Here is a 20387-nt window from a genome sequence, read left to right as displayed (position 1 = left end):
TACAGGTCTTAGGTATTATCCTAGGACCTTTTTTATTAATAAGGGGGCTTTTTATGAATATTAGAAAACTTTTTGATAGTAAAAGATTAATTTTATCTTTTGAGGTATTTCCACCTAAAAATACTTCACCTGTTAAAACAATTTATAAAGCTTTAAATGAGCTTAGCACTTTAAAACCAGATTTTATTAGTGTAACCTATGGGGCAGGTGGAAGCCTTATAAATAATAAGACTTCTGAAATTTCATCATTAATAAAAAACGTATACAACATAGAAGCGCTAGCACATTTAACATGTATATCTTCTAAGAAAGAAAATATAGATTATATTATGGAGAGATTAGAACTTGAAGGAATAACAAACATTCTTGCATTAAGAGGAGACAATAATGACAATGGAGCCGGTGAATATAAGTATGCAACAGATCTTATAAAATACGTAAATGAAAAAGAAAAGTTTAATATAATATCAGCATGTTATCCAGAAGGGCATATAGAAAATAAAGGTATTGAAGCTGAAATAATGAATATGAAAAGGAAAATTGAATCTGGAACATCGAGTTTTATATCTCAGTTATTTTTTGATAATAATATATACTATGATTTTTTAGATAAGGCAAAAGGTAGCGGTATTAATGTACCAATTCAAGCTGGAATTATGCCTGTTGTAAATAAGAAGCAAATAGATAGAATTACATCACTTTGTGGTGCAACTATACCATTAAAATTTAAAAAGATAATGGATAAGTATGAGTATGATAGTGAAGCTTTAAGAGAGGCTGGTATTGCTTATGCAATAGAACAAATAATAGATTTAGCATCTAGTGGGGTGGATGGAATTCATTTATACACAATGAATAACCCATATGTTGCAAGAAGGATTAAAGAAAATATAGAAGTAATAGTTAAATCAATAAATAATAAGGGGGAAACAATAGCATGAAAAAAGTTGAAAGTTTTGAATTAGATCATAGAAAAGTCAAAGCACCATATATAAGGAAATGTGGAAATCTTAAAGGTAATTTAGGAGATTCTATAAGTAAATTTGATATAAGATTTCTACAACCTAATAAAGAAGCGTTTGGAACAGCAGCTATGCATGCCTTAGAGCATCTTTTAGCTTATAATATAAGAGATTTCCTAGATGGAGTTATAGATATATCTCCAATGGGATGCAGAACAGGTTTTTATATGATTATTTGGGGAGATAGGGACCCTGCAGAAGTTAAAAGTGCAGTAGAAAAAGTTTTAGAGATTGTATTAAAGGCAACAGAAGTTCCAGCAAATAATGAAATTCAATGTGGTAATTATAAGGATCTTTCCCTTTTTGGAGCAAAGGAATATGCAAAAGAAATATTAGAGAAAGGTTTTTCATTAAATATTTATGGAGAAGACTAATATAGAAATAAATATTGATGAAAATGAAGTTTTTCGCTATTTAGGTTATAAAGGCCAAAAAATAGAAGAAGAACTTCTTCTAAAAATACAAGACACAATAGAAGAGGGAAAAAAGTTATTTGCACCAAAAATTATATATAAAGAATATCCTATAAATATTTTAGAAAATGGAGTAGAGGTTATTGGAACAACATTAGTTCTTGAAGGAAATGATATAAAAAAACTATTAATAGACTCAAATAGATGTATATTAATGGTTGCAACTATTGGAAATTATATTGAAAAGAAGATAAGATTATATGAGAGAATAGATCTTACAAGAGGTATGATATTAGATTCAGTTTCAACTACAGCAGTTGAAGATTTATGTGATAAAGTATGTGATTTTATAGAAAAAGATATTATAGAAAATTTTGAAGAGTTAACTTTTAGATATAGTCCAGGTTATGGGGATTTAAGCCTAAATATTCAGAAAAACTTTATTGAAGTTTTAGATGCCACAAGAAAAATTGGCGTTAATGTTTCAGAGCATATGCTATTATTTCCTAGGAAATCTGTTACGGCAATAGTTGGAATAAGAAAAAAACTAGGGAAAAAAATAAAAAAGAGTTGTATTAATTGTAAAAATTACGATAATTGCTTATATAGAAAAGAGGAGAATAGTTGTGGATGTAAGGGAGTGTATTAAAAATAATATATTAGTATTTGATGGAGCTATGGGAACTATGCTTCAGACTTTAGGTATTAAGCTTGGAGAAAATATGGAAAAGCTTAATATGACAGAAGGTGATAAAATAGTTGAGATACATAAAAAATATATAAATAGTGGAGCAGATGTTATAACAACAAATACCTTTGGAGCAAATGAAATTAAATTAAAAAATACAGGATATTCTGTTGAAGAAATAATAGATAAAGCAGTATCAAATGCAAAGGAAGCTAGAGGAGATAATAAATGCTATATTGCACTTGATATTGGACCTATAGGTGAACTTTTAGAACCAATGGGTACTTTAAGTTTTGAAAGAGCTATTGAAATATTTAAAAGAGAAATAACTCAGGGAGTAAAATCAGGAGTAGATTTAATAATTATAGAAACTATGACTGATTTATATGAAATGAAAGCAGCTATAATTGCAGCAAAAGAAGTATGTGATTTACCTATACTTGCTACAATGACTTTTGAGGAAGATGGTAGAACATTTACTGGATGTCTTCCAGAAAGTATGGCAATAACTTTAGAAGGATTAGGGGTTAATGCAGTAGGTATAAACTGTTCATTAGGTCCTAAAGAGTTATATGGCATAGCAGAAAAAGTTATAAGTAATACTAATTTACCAATTATAGTTCAACCAAATGCAGGTTTACCTAAAATAGTTGATGGGAAAGCTGTTTATGATATAAGCAAAGAAGAGTTTAGAGAAGAGATAGAAAAACTTGTTGATATTGGGGTATCAATTATTGGTGGATGTTGTGGTACAAATCCAGACTTTATAAAAGAACTTAAAAAGCTTAAAGATAATAAAAAAATAGTATCAAGAAAGAAATTACATTTTTCAGCAATAACATCTCCATCTAAAGTTGTATATATAGATGAAGTTAGAGTAGTTGGTGAGAGAATAAATCCAACAGGAAAGAAATTATTTAAAAAAGCACTTATTGATAAAGATATGGATTATATACTAAAACAAGCTATAGAACAAATTGAAGGCGGAGCTGAAATATTAGATGTTAACGTTGGACTTCCTGAAATAAATGAAGAAGAAATAATGGAATGTGCAATAAAAGAAATACAAGGAATAGTGGATATTCCACTTCAAATAGATTCAGGAAAGAAAAATGTAATTGAAAAAGCCATTAGAATATATAATGGAAAACCTATAGTCAACTCTGTAAATGGGGAAGATGATGTATTAGATAGTATATTACCTGTAGTTAAAAAGTATGGAGCTGCAGTTGTAGGGTTAACATTAGACAGCAATGGAATACCAAGAAAGGCAGAGGAAAGATTTAATATAGCTAAAAAGATAGTTAATAAAGCAGCTCAGTATGGAATAAAAAAAGAAGATGTATATATAGATTGTTTAACTTTAACTGTTTCTGCTCAGCAAGAGGAAGTTATGGAAACACTTAAAGCGGTAAAAATGGTTAAAGAACTTCTTGGAGTAAAAACACTTCTTGGAGTATCTAATATATCTTTTGGACTTCCAAATAGAGATTTAATCAATGAAACATTTTTAGCATTAGCTTTAGGGGCAGGACTTGACCTTCCAATAATGAATCCTAATAAGGCTGGAATGATGGATGTTATTAATTCTTTTAAAGTATTAAATAATACTGATAAGAGTGGAAGTAATTACATTAATAAATATGGGAATAAAAAAATAGAGAGAGTTATAGTTAAAAGTGAGAATAATATAGCGAAAGTAGAGAATGAAGAAACGTTAGAAAACTCTATTATTAAAGGTTTAAAAAATAGCACAAAAAGATGTACTGAAGAATTATTAAATAGTAAAAGTGAACTAGAAATAGTTAACGAGTATTTAATACCAGCTTTAGATAAAGTGGGAGAAAAATACGAAAAGGGAGAAATATTTCTTCCACAATTAATTCAATCAGCAGAAACAGTTAAAGTAGCATTTGATTTAATAAAGAAAAACTTAGTTAATAATAATAAAAATACTGTAAGTAAAGGTAAAATTATATTAGCTACAGTTAAAGGGGACATCCATGATATAGGGAAAAATATAGTTAAAGTAATATTGGAGAATTATGGATATGATATATTAGACTTAGGTAAGGATGTAGCAATAGAGAAAGTTGTAAATGAAGCAATAAAAAATGATATAAAACTTGTAGGACTTAGTGCACTTATGACAACTACTATACAATCTATGGAAGATACAATTAAAGCATTAAGAGATGCTAAGTTCGAAGGAAAAGTTATGGTTGGTGGAGCAGTACTTACAAAAGATTACGCAGAAAAAATTAAAGCAGATTATTATTCAAAAGATGCAAAGATGGCAGTAGAAATAGCGAAAGAAGTATTTAATAATTAAAATTTCTAAGCTTTTGAGGTGTATAAGCAATATTATTACACCTCTTTTTTGATATTACTTATAAATTTATTAAGATTTTATAATTAAACTCTTAATACTGTGGTACAAATGTTTACATAGAAAATATTATATGATATTTTTACTTAGGGGATAGATATATTTAGTATTAAATTTAATAAGGGGAGTTTAGATGGGAAGAAAAAAATTAAATATAATTAAATTTGTTATTTTTATAGCATTAGTTGGAATTTGTGTATTTGTATTATTAGAAAATTGGACAACAATAAGTAATTTAGATACAGAGAAAATTTCTATATTTATAAAAGAACATGGATTGCTTGCTGCGATATTTTACTTAATATTCTTTGCTATAAAACCATTCTTTGTTATTATACCAACTAATATAATAGCAATAGCTGGTGGAACTATGTTTGGTCCTATAAAAGGATTTTTATTAACAATGACAGGATTTTTTATATCAGGAACAGTAGCCTTTTATGTAGCAAGATTTTTAGGAAGAGGATTTGTTGAAAGTATAATTGGTAAAAGATTTATAAAGTTAGAAGATAATATGGAAAAGAATGGATTTAAAATATTGTTTTTATTAAGATTACCACCAATTTTGCCATTTGATCCATTAAGCTATGCATGTGGTTTAACTAAAATTAAATATAAAGATTTTATATTAGCTTCTCTATTAGGGGTAGTACCTGAAACTATGTGTTATTCAGTTCTAGGAAAGAGTTTTAAGAATCCACTTTCAGTTGAATTTTTACTTCCTATAGGAATACTTTTAATTGGAATGATTTCTTCAAAATTTCTTATAAAGCCTAAAAAACAGAGCGAAGCTTAAGATAAGTTTAAAAGCTATTTTGAAACTAATCAAAATAGCTTTTTTAATTTTATAGTGTTAGTCCTTTTTCTTCAAGCAATTCAATTAAATTTTGATTTTCCCATTCATAGTATCAGTAATAAGTTTTAGAAGCTTCCTTATAACCATTAAATAAATTTTTGGAATTTGTTCTATTTTAACTTCTTTGCATAGAAAAAAATTCATCAAAATACTAAACAGCTTGAACATAGTAATAAAACATATGTTAAATTAAAGTTTAAAATTAATAAATAGAATATAGTTTCCTTTATATGGTATAATTATACTGCAAAATATTAAAATTTCAAACTGAAGGTGATGAAACTATGGTAGAAGATATTAATAAAGAAATAAGAGAGTGTAAAGATAAATTGCTATTAAAGGAGTCTCTAAGTTATAGAAAAAAATATTTAGAAGAAATTTTAAATGATAAAAAAGAAGAAGAGATAAATTTAAAAGAGAAATTAAGTAGAGATGAGATTTATGTTAAACGTTTAGAAAAACTATCTATATATAAAATAATAACTAAAATTTTAAAAAGTAAAGATAGTAAATTAAAAGAGAAAGAACAAGAATATATTATTTTAAAGATAAGACATAAAGAATGTATTGCTATTATAGAAGGGTATGAGAAAGAATATAAAGAGATAAAGAAAAAGCTTAATAATCTTGAGGGACTAGAAAGTAAATATAAAACACTAGTAGAAGAAAAATATAATTTAGTTAAGAAAAACTTAGCATATAATAAAGAAGTAATTAGAATTGATAAAGAAAGAGAGAAATTAGTTAAGGAAAAGATAGAATTAGATGAAGCTATTAATCAAGGTGAAAAATGTATATTAATAATTGGAAAAATAGAAGAAAATTTAGAAGCAGCTATAAGATTTGGGGTATATGATATTATAGGTGGAGGATTTTTATCACAAACAATAAAGAATAGTAGAATTGATGATGTTGAAATGGAATTAAATGGGCTTATATATATTATAGATAAATTTAAAAAAGAACTTAATAATGTAAATCTTAAAATACCAAAGAGTATATTAGAAATAGATAATTTCACGTATACTTTAAATATTGTTTTTGATAAACTTTTTTCAGATATATCACTTCAGGGAAAGATGAAATCAGCATTAAAAAATATAGTTAATTACAAGAATGAAATAGAAGGAATCAATACTATTTTAAAGGATCGAGAAATAAATATAGCATTTGAAATTAAAGAATTAAATATAAAACTAAATGAAATAATAGAAGAAATATAGAGAGATTTCTGTAATTTATAGGACATTTAATTTAATCTTACATAAATGAAAGATTAGAGTAATGTTAATAAATATGAGACTTAGCCTCTAGAACATATAATAATGTATATAAAAAGTTACTAATATAAATGGAGGCGATAGTAATGAAAAGTATCATATTACATGAAGGAAAATTATTATGGATATTTACAGCCTTAGCATTATTATTAATATTAAGTTTTGGATTTTTTTCATATAAAGTAGAATTAGATAGTAAATCATTAAGTTATAAGATTAATTCAATAAGAAACAATAGAAATTACGTAAAACTTAAAAATATAGATAAAAAATTTTTAGATTCAATTATTGCAATAGAAGACCATAGGTTTTATTCTCATGGGGCATTAGATTATATATCAATTTGTAGAGCTACTATAAATAATATAAAGGCGAGAAGAGTAGTAGAAGGGGGAAGCACAATAACTCAACAATTAGCAAAAAACTTATGTTTATCTAATGAAAGAAGTTTTAAGAGAAAATTTAAAGAAATATTACTAGCTTTTGAATTAGAAAAAAAATATTCAAAAGAAGAAATATTAGAGTTATATGTAAATGTAATAAATTTTGGTGATGGTAATATAGGAATAGGACAAGCTACAAAAGGTTACTTTGGTAAAAGTGCAAAATATTTAACTTATGGTGAAGCTACAATGCTTGCAGGACTTCCTCAAGCACCAAGTGTTTACGCATTAAGTAACAATAATGATTTATGCAAAAAAAGACAAAGTCAAGTTATAAATGCATTAGAAAAATATAATAGAATAAAAGAAGAAAATATTATTGTAACTCCAAAATTTGAATGTAATAAATAATAAATTAATATGTTATAATATGGACAATAAATTATAAGAGTTTAGTGGGGTGGGGAGATGATAAAAAGTTATTTAGAACTTTCTTGTGATGAGAAAGACAAGCTTTTAGTATTTTTAAATAGAAATAATGAAAATGTAGCATTATCTGAAATGAGAAAAATGTTTGAAAATAAAGTTTATGGGAATGGAGACGGTATATTAGTCTTTAAAAAAGATAATAAAGTAATTTGTGTTGGTAGAGTAGTTCTGAAAGAAATTCCATTAACGGGAATAGCATATATACATTTTTTAGATATATTAAAGAATGTAGAAAATAAAAAAGAAGTAATTAAGGAAATGATAAATGAGTGTTATAAAAAAGCAGAAGAATATAATGCTAATAAGATACTTCTTGGATTTAGAAAGAAAGAAACTACTGAAATGCTACATGAAATTGGTTTTGATGCTGATTATGCAGCTAAGATAATGACATTACAAGATAGAACAAAAAAAGAAAAAGTATTAAATATAGAAGAAATAAATAAAGAAAATAAATTGGAGTATATGAGACTTTATAATGAATCATTTAATAATATGCCACATGGAGCATCTTTAGATGAGGAAGAGGCTGAAGAATACTTAAATGAGAATAATACAGGAAATAAGTATTTTATAGTTTCTAATTTAAATGAAAATATAGGTGTACTAAATACAACTATAAAGGGAAAACAAGGTACATTTGATATAGGATTAAGTAGTAAATTTAGAGGTAAAGGTTATGGGAAAAGACTACTTGAGACAGCAATAGACTTTTTTGAAAGTAAAGATATTGAAAATGTATATTTAATAGTTATTGAAACTAACAAAATTGCTTATAAAATGTATAAAAAAAGAGGATTTATGGAGGATAAAGTACTTAGCTATTGGATTTCTTTGAAATAAAATTGAAAAAAATAGTAGAAAATAAAGGAATAAATGCATATTATATATAGAAAAATCTCTTTGCGCTGCATACAAATCTACAGTACAAACTGATCAGGCCGTTAAATATGTATTTATGGAGCCGGGCCGAAAGGCAACAGGACTATTAAAACCTGTGGGACAGTAAAATGTTCTACAGGTTTTTTATTATTTTAGAACATTTTATTATTGTAACTGGCCATTCTTATGCATTGACATAGAGCTATCAAAATAATTATTCATAATAAAAAAGTTATGAATACAATTTGGAGGTAACTTTTATGGCACAAGAAAAAAATTATAATATGAAAGGTTTAACAAATGAAGAAGTTAAATTAGCTAGAGAAAAATTTGGAAAGAACTTATTAATTGAAGAGAAAAAAGAAAACTTTTTAATGAAGATTGTAGAAGTAATAAAGGAGCCTATGTTTTTACTATTAATGATTGCAGCTATAATATACTTTATATTAGGCGAACCTAAAGATGGATCAATAATGCTTATATTTGTGTTTGGAGTAATTAGTATAGAAGTTATCCAAGAATGGAAAACAGACAAAACTCTTAAAGCACTTAAAGACTTATCAGCACCTCATATAGAGGTAATTAGGAATTCTAAGAGAACTTTAATAAACAGCGAAGAACTAGTACCTGGTGATTTGATGATAATAGAAGAAGGAGTAAAAATACCGGCAGATGGAAATGTAGTTTATTCAAATGATCTTTGTGTTGATGAATCATCTCTTACAGGGGAAGCCTTAGGTGTATGGAAATGTTCTGAATGTATAGATAAAAATAAACAATATTTTAGAAAAGATTACTGTTATGCAGGTACGTTAGTGATACAAGGTAGTGGAGTCATTTTAGTAGAGAAAATTGGAGCTAATACTGAGTATGGAAAGATTGGAAAAAATGTTTCTGAAAATGTGGAGGAAGATACACCACTTCAAAAACAAACCGGCAAGCTTGTTAAAGTTTGTGCAGGAATAGCAGGTGTTTTATTTGCATTAGTTAGTGGAATGACTTATTTAAATCTACAGGATGTAGTTTTTGAAGATAGAATAATTCAAAGTATACTTTCTGGTGTAACTCTTGCAATGGCTATGATACCAGAAGAATTCCCAGTTGTGTTAACAGTATTTTTATCAATGGGTGCTTGGAGACTTGCAAAGAAAAACTCACTTGTACGTAAGCTTCCATCAGTTGAAACATTAGGTGCTATTTCAGTTCTTTGTGTAGATAAAACAGGAACTATTACTATGAATGAAATGATCCTTGATGAAGCGTGGTCAATGGATGGGAATGATAAGCCTTTATTAGAAGTTATGGGCATGGCTTGTGAAACTGAAGCCTATGATCCTATGGAAAAGGCTATGCTTAAATATTGTGAAAAGAATAATATATCAAAAGAATTTTTATTTAATGGAGAATTAATAACTGAATACTCATTTACACATGAGAAGAAGATGATGGGACATGTATGGAAAAGAGAAGAGGGCACTATAGTTGCTGCAAAAGGATCACCAGAGAAGATTTTAAATATATGTAATTTAAATGATGGAGAGCGTAATAAAATAGAAGATAAAATTTATAGTATGTCATCAAAAGGGCTTCGTGTTATAGCTGTAGCTAAAATGAATATTAATGATAAAGAAGAAATTAAGGACACTTTAGAAGAGTGTACTCTTAATTTTATAGGCTTAGTTGGACTTTTAGACCCACCAAGGGAAGGAATAAAAGAGGACATAGAAATATGTAATAGAGCAGGAATACGAGTAGTTATGATAACTGGAGATAGTGGAATTACAGCTAGTTCTATTGCTAGAAAGGTTGGAATTTCACATAGTGGTGAAATAATTACAGGTGATGAATTAAATAAAATTAGTGATTATGAACTTAGGGAGAAAGTTAAGCATACAAATATATTCTCAAGAGTTATACCAGAGCATAAGATGCGTATAGTTAAAGCATTTAAGGAAAATGGAGAAATTGTTGGGATGACAGGTGATGGAGTAAATGATGCACCAGCTCTTAAATATGCAGATATAGGTATAGCAATGGGTAAGAGAGGATCAGAAGTTTCAAGAGAGGCAGCAGATTTGATTCTTTTAGATGATAATTTTAGTACCATAGTAGATACTGTTAAAGACGGAAGAAGAATATATGATAATATTAGAAGAGCCATTGGTTATATATTTACAATTCATATACCAATAGCATTTGCTTCAATAATTGCACCTATTTTAGGTATAGGGTCATCAATGCTATTATTACTTCCGGTTCATGTTGTGTTATTAGAATTAATAATTGATCCTACGTGTTCAATAGTATTAGAAAGAGAGCCAGCAGAAATTGATATAATGAAGCGTAAACCTAGAAATCCTAATGAAGGCATTCTAACTAAGGGTGTTCTTATAAAGAGTATAGTACAAGGAATTGTAATGTTTTTAGCATCCTTTGGAACTTACTATATATATTATAAATATAATGCGGGAGATATTAATATAGCAAGAACTATGGGACTAGCTATAATTATAATCTCTAATATATTATTAGTTTATGTAAATAGCTCTAATACAGAACTTGCATACCAATCATTTAAAAAGCTAATTAAAGATAAAGTTATGTGGGTTGTAAATGGTGGAACAATAATTGGTTTATTATTAATAATGTATACTCCAATATCAGGATTTTTAAAACTTGCACCATTAGGAATAAAAGAACTTATAATAGTGATTTTTATTTCAATAATTGCTGTAATGTGGTATGAGATAGTAAAAGTATTAAGAAAGCAAAAACAAAGATAGTATTATATTATATAAGAGTAGATGGTGGAAGTCACCATCTATTCTTATATAGAGAAATAATATGAGATTTGCATAAAGTTAGGAAATAAGATATAAATTAATAAATTATATTTTATAAAATTAAAAGGGGAGAGATTATGGAATATATAAGACTTAAAAATATAAAAGATGAAAATTGGAATAAAGTTTGGCAAATATATGAGGAAAGCTTTCCGCATTATGAGCTTAGAAATATTAAAGAACAAAAGGATGCTATGAATGATGATGAATTCTTTTGTACTTATGTAAAAGAAGATGATAAAGTAGTAGGAATAATATTCTATTGGGAATGGGAACAATTTAGATATATTGAACACTTTGCAGTAAACATAAATTTAAGAGGTGGTGGATATGGATCTAAAATATTAGAAGAGATATGCAACGATGATAAAATAACTATACTTGAAATTGATCCTGTTGTAGATGAGATATCAGAAAGGAGATTAGTTTTTTATGAAAGATTAGGTTTTAAGATGAATAAATTTAATCACTTACATCCTCCATATAAAAAGGGAGATAAAGGACATAAATTAAAGGTATTAAGTTATAAAGGTATAATATCAGAAAATCAATTTAGTGATTTTAAAAACTTTTTAGAAAATCATGTTATGAAGTATTCAGAATAAATTAAATTTGAATAAAACTCTGCTTAACTTGGAAAATTAAAATAGTATTATGAAAATTTAAACTTAAGTTAAGAAGGGAGCACAGAGTATATATGAATATAGAAAGAATAAGATTTTTAGCTGAAAAAAATATAACAGGAATGAAAAAAGTTATTTTCATAAAAGGGTCTAATTTAGAAAAAGTAGCAAAGATATATGAAGATGTATGCTCAAAGCTTTCTATAAATGGAAGAATACTTAAATTAGAAAAGGAAAGTGTATACTTAAGTTATGATAGAGAAAGTATTGCTTCAATGATAATTGAAGCAATACTAGATGATGATAAATATATTTTAAATAATATAGCAGAAGTTTTAAAGAATGATTGGAAAAATGAAATAATAAAAAAATTAAGAGAGAATAATATCAGTGAAGTAGAACTTGAAGATGATTCTCTTTTAATTGGTTATGGAGAAAATTCTATAATTTTAACAAAGGAAAATTATAAAGATTTTAATATTGATGAAATTATAAGCAAATTAATTGATAAATGGGATATACCAATTATTGCAGTAACAGGAACTAACGGAAAGACATCTACAACAAGATTAATTCATAATACATTACTAGAACTTGGTTATAAAAGTGGAATGTCATCAACAGGTGGTATAATAATTGGAAATGAAACTATAAGAACTGGAGATACAACTGGATATTATAGTGCATTAGAAGTTTTAAAGAGAAAAGATGTAAATGTAGCTGTATTAGAAACTGCAAGAGGCGGGCTTATAAAAAAAGGACTCGGTTTTAAAAATGCAAGGGCATGTATAATAACAAGTTTATCAGAAGATCATATGGGAATGGAAGGCATTAATTCACTAGAACAATTAGGAAAGGTTAAAGCTTTAATAAAAGAAGGACTTAGAGAAGGTGGAGTAGTGGTTATTAGAGCAACTAATGAAATAGTGAATTTATTTAAAGAAAATGATAAATTAATTTTATTTGAAAATGATAAAAATGATATTATATGTAATCATATAAAAATGGTGGGGAAGCATTTTATACAAGAGAAGGGTATATTGTACATAACTTAAATGGAGCTGAAAGTAATATAGTTTCATTAAATGAATTAGAATTCACACATAATGGTGCATCAGAAAGTAATGTAAGAAATGTAATGGCAGCTATAGCATCTATAAAAACAATAAATAATGATATTAATAAAATAGTTAATGCTTTAAAAAGCATAAAATGTGATTTAACAACAAACAAAGGAAGACAAAACATATTAAATATAAAAGATTTTAAATTAATAATAGACTATGGACATAATAGTGAAGCTTTTAATGAAGTTTTTAAAATTGCAAAATCATTAAATCCAACTAGAATAACAGGACTAATAACAGCACCTGGAGATAGAACAGACAATCACATAATAGAACTTGGAGAAATAGCAGCAAAGTTTTGTGATAAAGTTATAATTAAAGAGCAAGAAGATAAAAGAGGAAAAGAAGATGGTGAAACTGCTAAACTTCTAAAAAAGGGGTTAATAAATAAAGGATTTAAAGAAGAAAATATAATTATTTTACTTGAAGAGAGAGATGCAATACTTAAAGCATTAAATGATGCAAGAAAAGGAGAAATTATAGTATCATTTAGTCAGTTTTTACATTTAACTATTCCAGCTATAAATGAATTTTTAAGTAAGAATAATCTAGAGTTAATAAATATATAGATATAAAACATATTGATTATGATAATAAATAATAGTATATTAAATTAAAAATAATATTAATAATGTAAAAAATAAGGGCGTACATACGCCCTTATTTTTTATTAGTAACATTTATTTATAAGATATTTAAGGGGCTATATGTACTTCATAGCCAAATTCTCGTAAAGTTGTAACAATATATTTTATATTTCTATTAGATACTACTATACTACGATATTTGTGATTATCATTTGTATGAAAAACTATATTTGATGAATTATAATTTGGTTTTTCAATCAAAATATAATCTAAATTTTTTGTTGGAATATTATATAGCATTGTAGATATATATGAATCATTAATTAATAATGCATAATTATATGTATTTGGCAAAAATAATAAAACTGGTAAAAATATTATGTAAGATGGTATTTCATTAAAAATAAAAACACTTATAATACTAGCAATTAATAAAAATTCTAGAGAAAAAATTTTGATAAATAAAAGATACTTATACGAATAGTGCTTTCTCTTAAAAGTAGAAACTATTTTATAATTAGTATTTTTAAAAATTTTATATGTATGAATAAGAAAGTACATTATAATTGTGCAGAATAATGAAACTAAAGTAATAAAAATAATATACAACGAATCACCTCTATTAAACAAATTAACATTATTTTACCATGAGGATAATAATTAAAGATTAAATTATAATTTAACATTATGTAAACAATAAAAAAATAAACACTATACACATATTGAAATGAAATTTGATTTATAATATTTATGAGGTGATTTTTTGGAATTATTTACGATAGGACATTCAAATTATTCAATAGAGAGATTAATCCATATGTTAAAACATTTTAAAATAGATTGTGTTGTGGATGTTAGAAAGATTCCTTACTCAAAATATAATGTACAATTTGACAAAGAAAGATTAATGTATACATTAAAAAAAGAAGGTTTTATATATATTTACATGGCAAATGAACTTGGGGCTAAAAGAGATAATAAGGAATCTTATAATGAAGAAGGATATTCAGATTTTGAAAAAGTAATTAATGAAGAGGCCTTTATAAGAGGAATTGATAGATTAATAGATGGATGTAATAAGAATTTTAAAATTGCAGTTCTTGGAGCGATGCAAGAGCCTATAAGATGTCATAGAGCAATATTAATTGGAAGAGAACTCAATAAAAGAGGGGTAAAGGTAAATCATATATTAGATGATTATTCTATAATAAATCAAGAAGATATTGAAAATAGACTTCTTGATAAATACTTTAAAGATAGAAACCAAATCACTATAGATTCTCTTTTAGGGACTGGAATGTCAGAAAAAGATATGATAGATGAAGGGTATAGATTAGCTAATAAAGAAATTGGATATAGAATAGAAAAGTTAAAAGAAAGAAAAAAATAGTCATCACAAATTTTGTGATGACTATTTTTTTAAGCATTTTTAGTTAATGGAACGTAAACTCTTTTAGCAAGTTCATCATCCATCATATATATAGCGGCAGGATTGCCTTCTGATCTTTTAACTCTCTTTAAAAGAGAATTAAAATTATTTTCTTCTTCTACTTGTTCATCAATAAACCAGTTAAGTAAACTCATAGTTGCATGTTCTCTTTCTTCTGCTGCAATATCAGCTAGAGCATATATTTTACTTGTAACTAATTGTTCATGTTCGTATCCTTTTTGGAACACGTCAATTATACTATCGTATTTATGATTAGGCTTTGGAATTTGTTCAAGTTCAACAAATCCGTTCTTTTGGAATATGTAATCATAAAATTTCATCGCATGGTCTAATTCTTCTTTAGCTTGGACTCTAAAGAAATTAGCGAAACCACTTAAGTCAACAGATTCAGCATATGCTGCCATTGCTAAATAAGTGTATGATGAATAAAATTCAAAATTTACTTGGTCATTAAGATTTTTTAGTAAGTTTTCACTTAACATATAACCATCTCCTCAATTACTTTTATAATACAATTTTACAACTTATGTAGAATATTAGCAAATTTTGAAAAGTAAAAAATATTTGAATTAAAGACAGTAATTTAATAATTTTTATGTTACTTAAATTTAAATAACTTTAAGTTCTTAAATATATCAATATGATAGTAGTTATTAAGTATTATATAAACGTTATAAAGCACAAAAAATACAACAATTACTTTTAATACTTTATAAAATACTTTTTCAGCTTTAGAGCCTGTTTTTATAAAAAATACTTTTATATTAGTTTTAAGTGGGAAAAATAATTCTATTCCTTCTTTAGTAAGTAAATCTAAAAGTAAGTGTGATATATATCCAAATAAAAAACCATAACATATAGAAATAATAGCAACATTTAGAGAACTAATAGAAATTAATATTTTACATATAAAAAAAAGAATAAGTACACATATTAAACTATGAGTAAAGCTTCTATGTCTAAAATGTCTCCCAAAATGTTTGGCTATAAAAGGGTGTCTTTTACTTATAAATGAACTTTTCAGATCAATATCAGGAAAAAGTGATCCCAAATTTGCAAAATAAAAGTATATTACAATTAAAAAAATCTTATAGTATATATTATAATTTATTAAAAAATTTTCTATGAAAGAATTTAAAGCTATAAGAGCAATTAAAAATCCTCCTGATGAATGTGTTTCTTTAGTCATTATTTGCTCCTTAAATAATTTTTGATTGCGTATATTGCTAAGTACATTATATATTAAGATGTAAATAAATCCATAATTTTTTATGTAATGTAACCACTATGTAACAAAATTGACTTAATAGTGGTTCTTTCATTTAATTATAAAATCCCTATAATAGTAATATAGAGTTTTTTAATAACTAGAGGTGAAATAATGGAAAAGAATTTAAGAGCTGTATGGGCAGAGATAGATTTAAATAAAATAGAAAATAATATGAAAAGAATAAAAGAACTTGCAGGAGACAAAGAAGTTATTGCTGTAGTTAAAGCTGATGCGTATGGACATGGAGCAACAAGTGTGGCACCTGTTCTTTTAAAAAATGGTGCATCAAAGCTTGCTGTTGCAGTAATTGCAGAAGGTATAGAACTTAGAGATGCAGGTATAAAAGAGCCGATTATGATTCTTGGATACACTCCATTAGAACTTGGAGAAGACTTAATTAATTATGATATAGAACAAACAGTATATGATTTAGAATATGCAAAAGAGTTATCAAATATAGCTAAAAGATTAGGAAAGAAAGCAAAAATTCATATAGCTTTAGATACTGGAATGGGTAGAATAGGATTTTTACCAAATGAAGAAAGTTTTAAAGATGTAGTAGAAATATGTAATTTAGATGGCTTAGATGTATGCGGAATATTTACACATTTTTCTACTGCAGATGAAGAAGATAAAACTTACACTTATGAGCAATTTAATAAAATAAAAGAATTTAATGATAAACTTAAAGAAGTAGGAATAGATATTAAATTAAAACATGCATCAAATAGTGGAGCTATAATAGATCTTCCAGAAACTTATTTAGATGGAGTTAGAGCTGGTATAATATTATATGGATATTATCCATCAAATGAAGTTAATAAAGACAGACTTAAATTAGAACCAGCACTTACATTAAAAACTAGAGTAGCTCATGTTAAAACATTAGATAAAGATATGTATATTAGTTACGGTAGAACTTTTAAAACTGAAAGAAAAAGTGTAATTGCAACACTTCCAATTGGATATGCAGATGGATATTTAAGACTTCTAAGTGGAAAAGCTAAAGTTATTATAAATGGTAAGTTTGCAAATGTTGTAGGAAGAATATGCATGGATCAATGTATGATAGATGTAACAGATATTGGAGATGTTAAAGTTTCTGATGAAGTTATACTTCTTGGAGAAGATGGAGATTTAAAATTTAATGCAGATGATATGGCAGAAGCTATGGGTACAATAAATTATGAAGTACTATGTATGATAAGACATAGAATTCCAAGAATATATATAAAAGATAATGAAATTGTAAAGGTTAAAAATTATCTTTAGAAATTGAGGTGAGTTTTTGATTTTTTCATCCTTAAACTTAAATAGCGAAGAGAAAATTCATATTCAGATAGAAAATCATATAAAAAATGAAATTAATAATGGTTTACTTCAAAAAGGAAGTAAACTTCCATCAACTAGGGAAGTTAGTAAACTTCTTTCAATAAGCAGAAATTCAGTAATTACAGCTTATGAAAATTTAGAAGAAGAAGGAATTATTGAAAGCTTAAAAGGGAGAGGAACCTTTGTTAAAGCTAGCTCTAAAATGCAAAAAGGTGATTTAACTATAAACTGGGAAGATATGATTAATGATTATGGAAAGCTTTGTGAAGAGCTTGATATAGTTAAGACAGAACTTCCATGGAAAAAAGGTATGATTTCTTTTAAAAGTATAGCGCCAGATGGAAGTTTATTTGATTTAGAAGAATTTAAAAGAAGTTTTTTAAATGCATTTTCATTAGAAGGGGATAAGCTTTTAAATTATGGATATGCAAAAGGGTATAAACCTTTAATTGAATATATAAAAAAATATATGAAAAATAAAGGTGTAAGTTTAGAAGGTAGAGATGTTCTAATTACAAATGGTTTTACAGAAGGATTTGATATACTTTTAAGCACTCTTACTATAGATGGAGATAAAGTTGCTTGTGAGGAGCCAACTCATAATACAGCAATTAAGATGATGAAAACTCATAATTTAGATATAAAGCCTGTAAAAATGAATAAGGACGGAATTGATATAGAAAGTTTAGAGAAAACTTTAAAAGAAAGCAAGCCAAAATTTATTTATTTAATACCTTCTTATCACAATCCAACTGGTATTGTAATAAAAGGCGAGAAGAGGCAAGATGTTTATAATGTATGTGAAAAATATAAAGTTCCAATAATTGAAGATGGGTTTAATGAAGAACTTTTATATTCAAGCTCACACGTTGCACCAATTGCATCACTTTGCTCTAATGGAAATGGTGTAGTTTATGTAGGAAGCTTTTCAAAGATATTATTTCCAGGCCTTAGAATTGGATGGATATTTGGAGATGCTAGACTTATAGATATATTAGAAAGTGTAAAAAGAGAAAGAAATATTCATTCATCTTTTATAGATCAGGCTGTTTTTTATAAGTATATGGAAAGTGGTGCTTTTAAAAAATATATGAAAAAGATAAGGAAGCACTATAAAGATAAATATAATTTTACATTAGAACAAGTTAAAAAGTATATACCAAATGACTATATTTTAGGTGAAGGCGGACTTCATATATTTATAAAATTAAAAGGAATAAATGGTAGAGATGTACTTAAGGAATGTTATGAAAGAGGCGTTGTATTTATGCCAGGAGATATCTTCTATAACGGAGATATTGGAGAAGATACAATAAGACTTGGATTTTCTAGAGTAAGTGAAGAGGATATTGAAAAGGGAATAAAGATAATTGGGGATGTAGTTAATAATTTAATGAATAAAAATAAAGGATGAGATTAATCTCATCCTTTATTTTTATATTAACTTACCATGTGAAAGTTCTTTTTTCTTTACTTTAATATTAAATTCTTTTTCGTACATTTTAAGTGCTCTAAGGTCTTTCTTAGTAACTAAAGATATAGTAATGCCTGATTTATTTCCTCTAGCAGTTCTTCCAGCCCTATGAAGATATTCACTTGGGTTTGCTGGGAAATCTAAATTTATAATATGAGTTACATCAGCTATATCAAGACCTCTTGCAGAAATATCTGAAGAAACTAATATATTTATTTTACCATTTCTGAAATTTTCAAGAGCTTGTTGTCTTTGTTCTTTAGTAATTCTTTTATGCATTGCAAAAGCATTTTTATGATGATAATTTAATTTTTCAGCAATCATTTCTACATCATAACCACGATTTATAAATACTATAGCTTTTTCTGGACTTTCAGCTGCAATAAGCTTTCTTAAAACTTCTGGCTTATCTCTTTCATCTACTTCTATAAACATATGTTCAATGTTAGGGTTTAAAGATGCCTTTTTCTCGTTTTTAAATATTACTGGGTCCTTCATTAAGCTTTTTGTCATTTCTAAAGATTTAGGACTTATTGTAGCAGAGAAAATTAAAAGCTCTCTATCTCTCATTGTAGTTTTAATTATATCATTAACAATTTTAGTGTGAGTATTATCTAAAAGAGTATCCCCTTCATCAAGTACAATTGTTTTAATTGTATGAGCTTTTATTTTTTTCTTTAATATTAAATCTCTAACTCTTCCAGGAGATCCAACTATTATATGAGGTTTAACTTCCTTTAATTTTTTTATTTGTTTATCCATATTAACGTCACCGATAATAGGAACTGATGTTACAGGTAATGTAGAATTAGTAGCTAGTAACTTGCATTGTTTTTCTATTTGCATAACAAGTTCACGTGTTGGCGCAAGAATTAAAACTTGTAATTCTTTTTTTGAAGTATCTATCTTTTGAAATAATGGTGCTAAAAATGCTAAAGTTTTACCGCTACCTGTATGTGCTTCTCCTATGACATCTTTATTATTTAATATTTCAGGAATAGAAAGGGCTTGAATCTCTGTTGGAACAGTTATATTTTGCTTTTCTAATCCAGAAATTATATTTTCATTTAAATTTAGCTTTATAAAATCCATAATATTAATCTCCTTTGTGTATAGTCTAACTTATAGTATATACATAATTACAAAACTTTTGTACTAAAATGTGAAAATAAATATTCATTTTTTACATATAAACTTAATAATTAATTGGCACTATAGTTGCTATAATAAAGTAAACAAGTTTAATATTGCTTATAAACAAAAGAAGGTGAATAAAATT

18 protein-coding genes and 1 riboswitch are annotated in these 20387 nt (G+C 26.5%); of the genes, 15 read left to right on the top strand and 3 right to left on the bottom strand.

What is annotated here, in order from left to right; all coding sequences use genetic code 11:
- Nucleotides 1–53 precede the first annotated feature (53 nt).
- From metF to ACZ5TJ_RS11130, 13 genes are all read left to right on the top strand, one after another.
- Nucleotides 54–941, top strand: coding sequence for a methylenetetrahydrofolate reductase [NAD(P)H] (metF, locus tag ACZ5TJ_RS11190; RefSeq protein ID WP_464199726.1), 888 nt, complete (start codon nt 54–56; stop codon nt 939–941).
- A complete protein-coding gene (locus ACZ5TJ_RS11185; protein ID WP_464199724.1) occupies nt 938–1396 on the top strand; it encodes an S-ribosylhomocysteine lyase in 459 nt (152 codons plus the stop codon). The genes metF and ACZ5TJ_RS11185 overlap by 4 nt, the downstream gene beginning before the upstream one ends.
- A complete protein-coding gene (locus ACZ5TJ_RS11180; RefSeq protein ID WP_464199722.1) occupies nt 1383–2084 on the top strand; it encodes a methionine synthase in 702 nt (233 codons plus the stop codon). Before ACZ5TJ_RS11185 ends, ACZ5TJ_RS11180 begins: the two co-directional genes overlap by 14 nt.
- A complete protein-coding gene (locus tag ACZ5TJ_RS11175; RefSeq protein WP_464199720.1) occupies nt 2062–4455 on the top strand; it encodes a homocysteine S-methyltransferase family protein in 2394 nt (797 codons plus the stop codon). Before ACZ5TJ_RS11180 ends, ACZ5TJ_RS11175 begins: the two co-directional genes overlap by 23 nt.
- Before the next feature lie 190 nt (nt 4456–4645).
- Complete coding sequence (locus ACZ5TJ_RS11170) at nt 4646–5308, top strand: TVP38/TMEM64 family protein (protein ID WP_464199718.1); 663 nt, start codon at nt 4646–4648, stop codon at nt 5306–5308.
- 344 nt (nt 5309–5652) lie between these two features.
- The gene (locus ACZ5TJ_RS11165) at nt 5653–6591 is read left to right on the top strand and encodes a hypothetical protein (protein WP_464199716.1); all 939 of its coding nucleotides are present in this window, start codon (nt 5653–5655) and stop codon (nt 6589–6591) included.
- A 143-nt stretch (nt 6592–6734) separates the two neighbouring features.
- Complete coding sequence (locus ACZ5TJ_RS11160; RefSeq protein WP_464199714.1) at nt 6735–7442, top strand: transglycosylase domain-containing protein; 708 nt, start codon at nt 6735–6737, stop codon at nt 7440–7442.
- 57 nt (nt 7443–7499) lie between these two features.
- Nucleotides 7500–8363 (top strand): GNAT family N-acetyltransferase, encoded by an 864-nt coding sequence (locus ACZ5TJ_RS11155; protein WP_464199711.1) that lies wholly within the window; start codon nt 7500–7502, stop codon nt 8361–8363.
- 79 nt (nt 8364–8442) lie between these two features.
- Nucleotides 8443–8528, top strand: a riboswitch (NiCo riboswitch).
- Nucleotides 8529–8662: 134 nt separating this feature from the next.
- Nucleotides 8663–11185 (top strand): cation-translocating P-type ATPase, encoded by a 2523-nt coding sequence (locus tag ACZ5TJ_RS11150; protein ID WP_464199709.1) that lies wholly within the window; start codon nt 8663–8665, stop codon nt 11183–11185.
- 137 nt (nt 11186–11322) lie between these two features.
- Nucleotides 11323–11850: a GNAT family N-acetyltransferase gene (locus tag ACZ5TJ_RS11145; RefSeq protein WP_464199707.1), complete on the top strand. Its 528-nt coding sequence runs from the start codon at nt 11323–11325 to the stop codon at nt 11848–11850.
- A gap of 92 nt (nt 11851–11942) precedes the next feature.
- Nucleotides 11943–12923, top strand: coding sequence for a Mur ligase family protein (locus tag ACZ5TJ_RS11140; RefSeq protein WP_464199705.1), 981 nt, complete (start codon nt 11943–11945; stop codon nt 12921–12923).
- A gap of 83 nt (nt 12924–13006) precedes the next feature.
- Nucleotides 13007–13564: a glutamate ligase domain-containing protein gene (locus tag ACZ5TJ_RS11135; RefSeq protein WP_464199703.1), complete on the top strand. Its 558-nt coding sequence runs from the start codon at nt 13007–13009 to the stop codon at nt 13562–13564.
- A gap of 781 nt (nt 13565–14345) precedes the next feature.
- Nucleotides 14346–14972 (top strand): DUF488 domain-containing protein, encoded by a 627-nt coding sequence (locus tag ACZ5TJ_RS11130; protein WP_464199701.1) that lies wholly within the window; start codon nt 14346–14348, stop codon nt 14970–14972.
- A 29-nt stretch (nt 14973–15001) separates the two neighbouring features.
- Here ACZ5TJ_RS11130 and ACZ5TJ_RS11125 read toward each other — a convergent pair whose 3' ends face one another.
- Nucleotides 15002–15514: a ferritin gene (locus tag ACZ5TJ_RS11125; RefSeq protein ID WP_464199699.1), complete on the bottom strand. Its 513-nt coding sequence runs from the start codon at nt 15512–15514 to the stop codon at nt 15002–15004.
- A gap of 116 nt (nt 15515–15630) precedes the next feature.
- Nucleotides 15631–16221 (bottom strand): metal-dependent hydrolase, encoded by a 591-nt coding sequence (locus ACZ5TJ_RS11120; RefSeq protein ID WP_464199697.1) that lies wholly within the window; start codon nt 16219–16221, stop codon nt 15631–15633.
- Nucleotides 16222–16413: 192 nt separating this feature from the next.
- Here ACZ5TJ_RS11120 and alr point away from each other — a divergent pair, with 192 nt between their 5' ends.
- Together alr and pdxR are read left to right on the top strand one after the other, a co-directional pair.
- Nucleotides 16414–17574 carry an alanine racemase gene (alr, locus tag ACZ5TJ_RS11115; RefSeq protein WP_464199695.1) on the top strand — a complete coding sequence of 387 codons (1161 nt, stop codon included), beginning with the start codon at nt 16414–16416 and terminating at the stop codon, nt 17572–17574.
- 16 nt (nt 17575–17590) lie between these two features.
- Nucleotides 17591–19048, top strand: coding sequence for a MocR-like pyridoxine biosynthesis transcription factor PdxR (gene pdxR, locus ACZ5TJ_RS11110; RefSeq protein WP_464199693.1), 1458 nt, complete (start codon nt 17591–17593; stop codon nt 19046–19048).
- Nucleotides 19049–19069: 21 nt separating this feature from the next.
- Here the strand turns inward: pdxR and ACZ5TJ_RS11105 are convergent, their stop codons facing one another.
- Nucleotides 19070–20200: a DEAD/DEAH box helicase gene (locus ACZ5TJ_RS11105; protein WP_464199691.1), complete on the bottom strand. Its 1131-nt coding sequence runs from the start codon at nt 20198–20200 to the stop codon at nt 19070–19072.
- Nucleotides 20201–20387 lie beyond the last annotated feature (187 nt).

The organism is Clostridium budayi, assembly GCF_055396605.1.
This window is presented reverse-complemented; position numbering and strand designations above follow the sequence as displayed.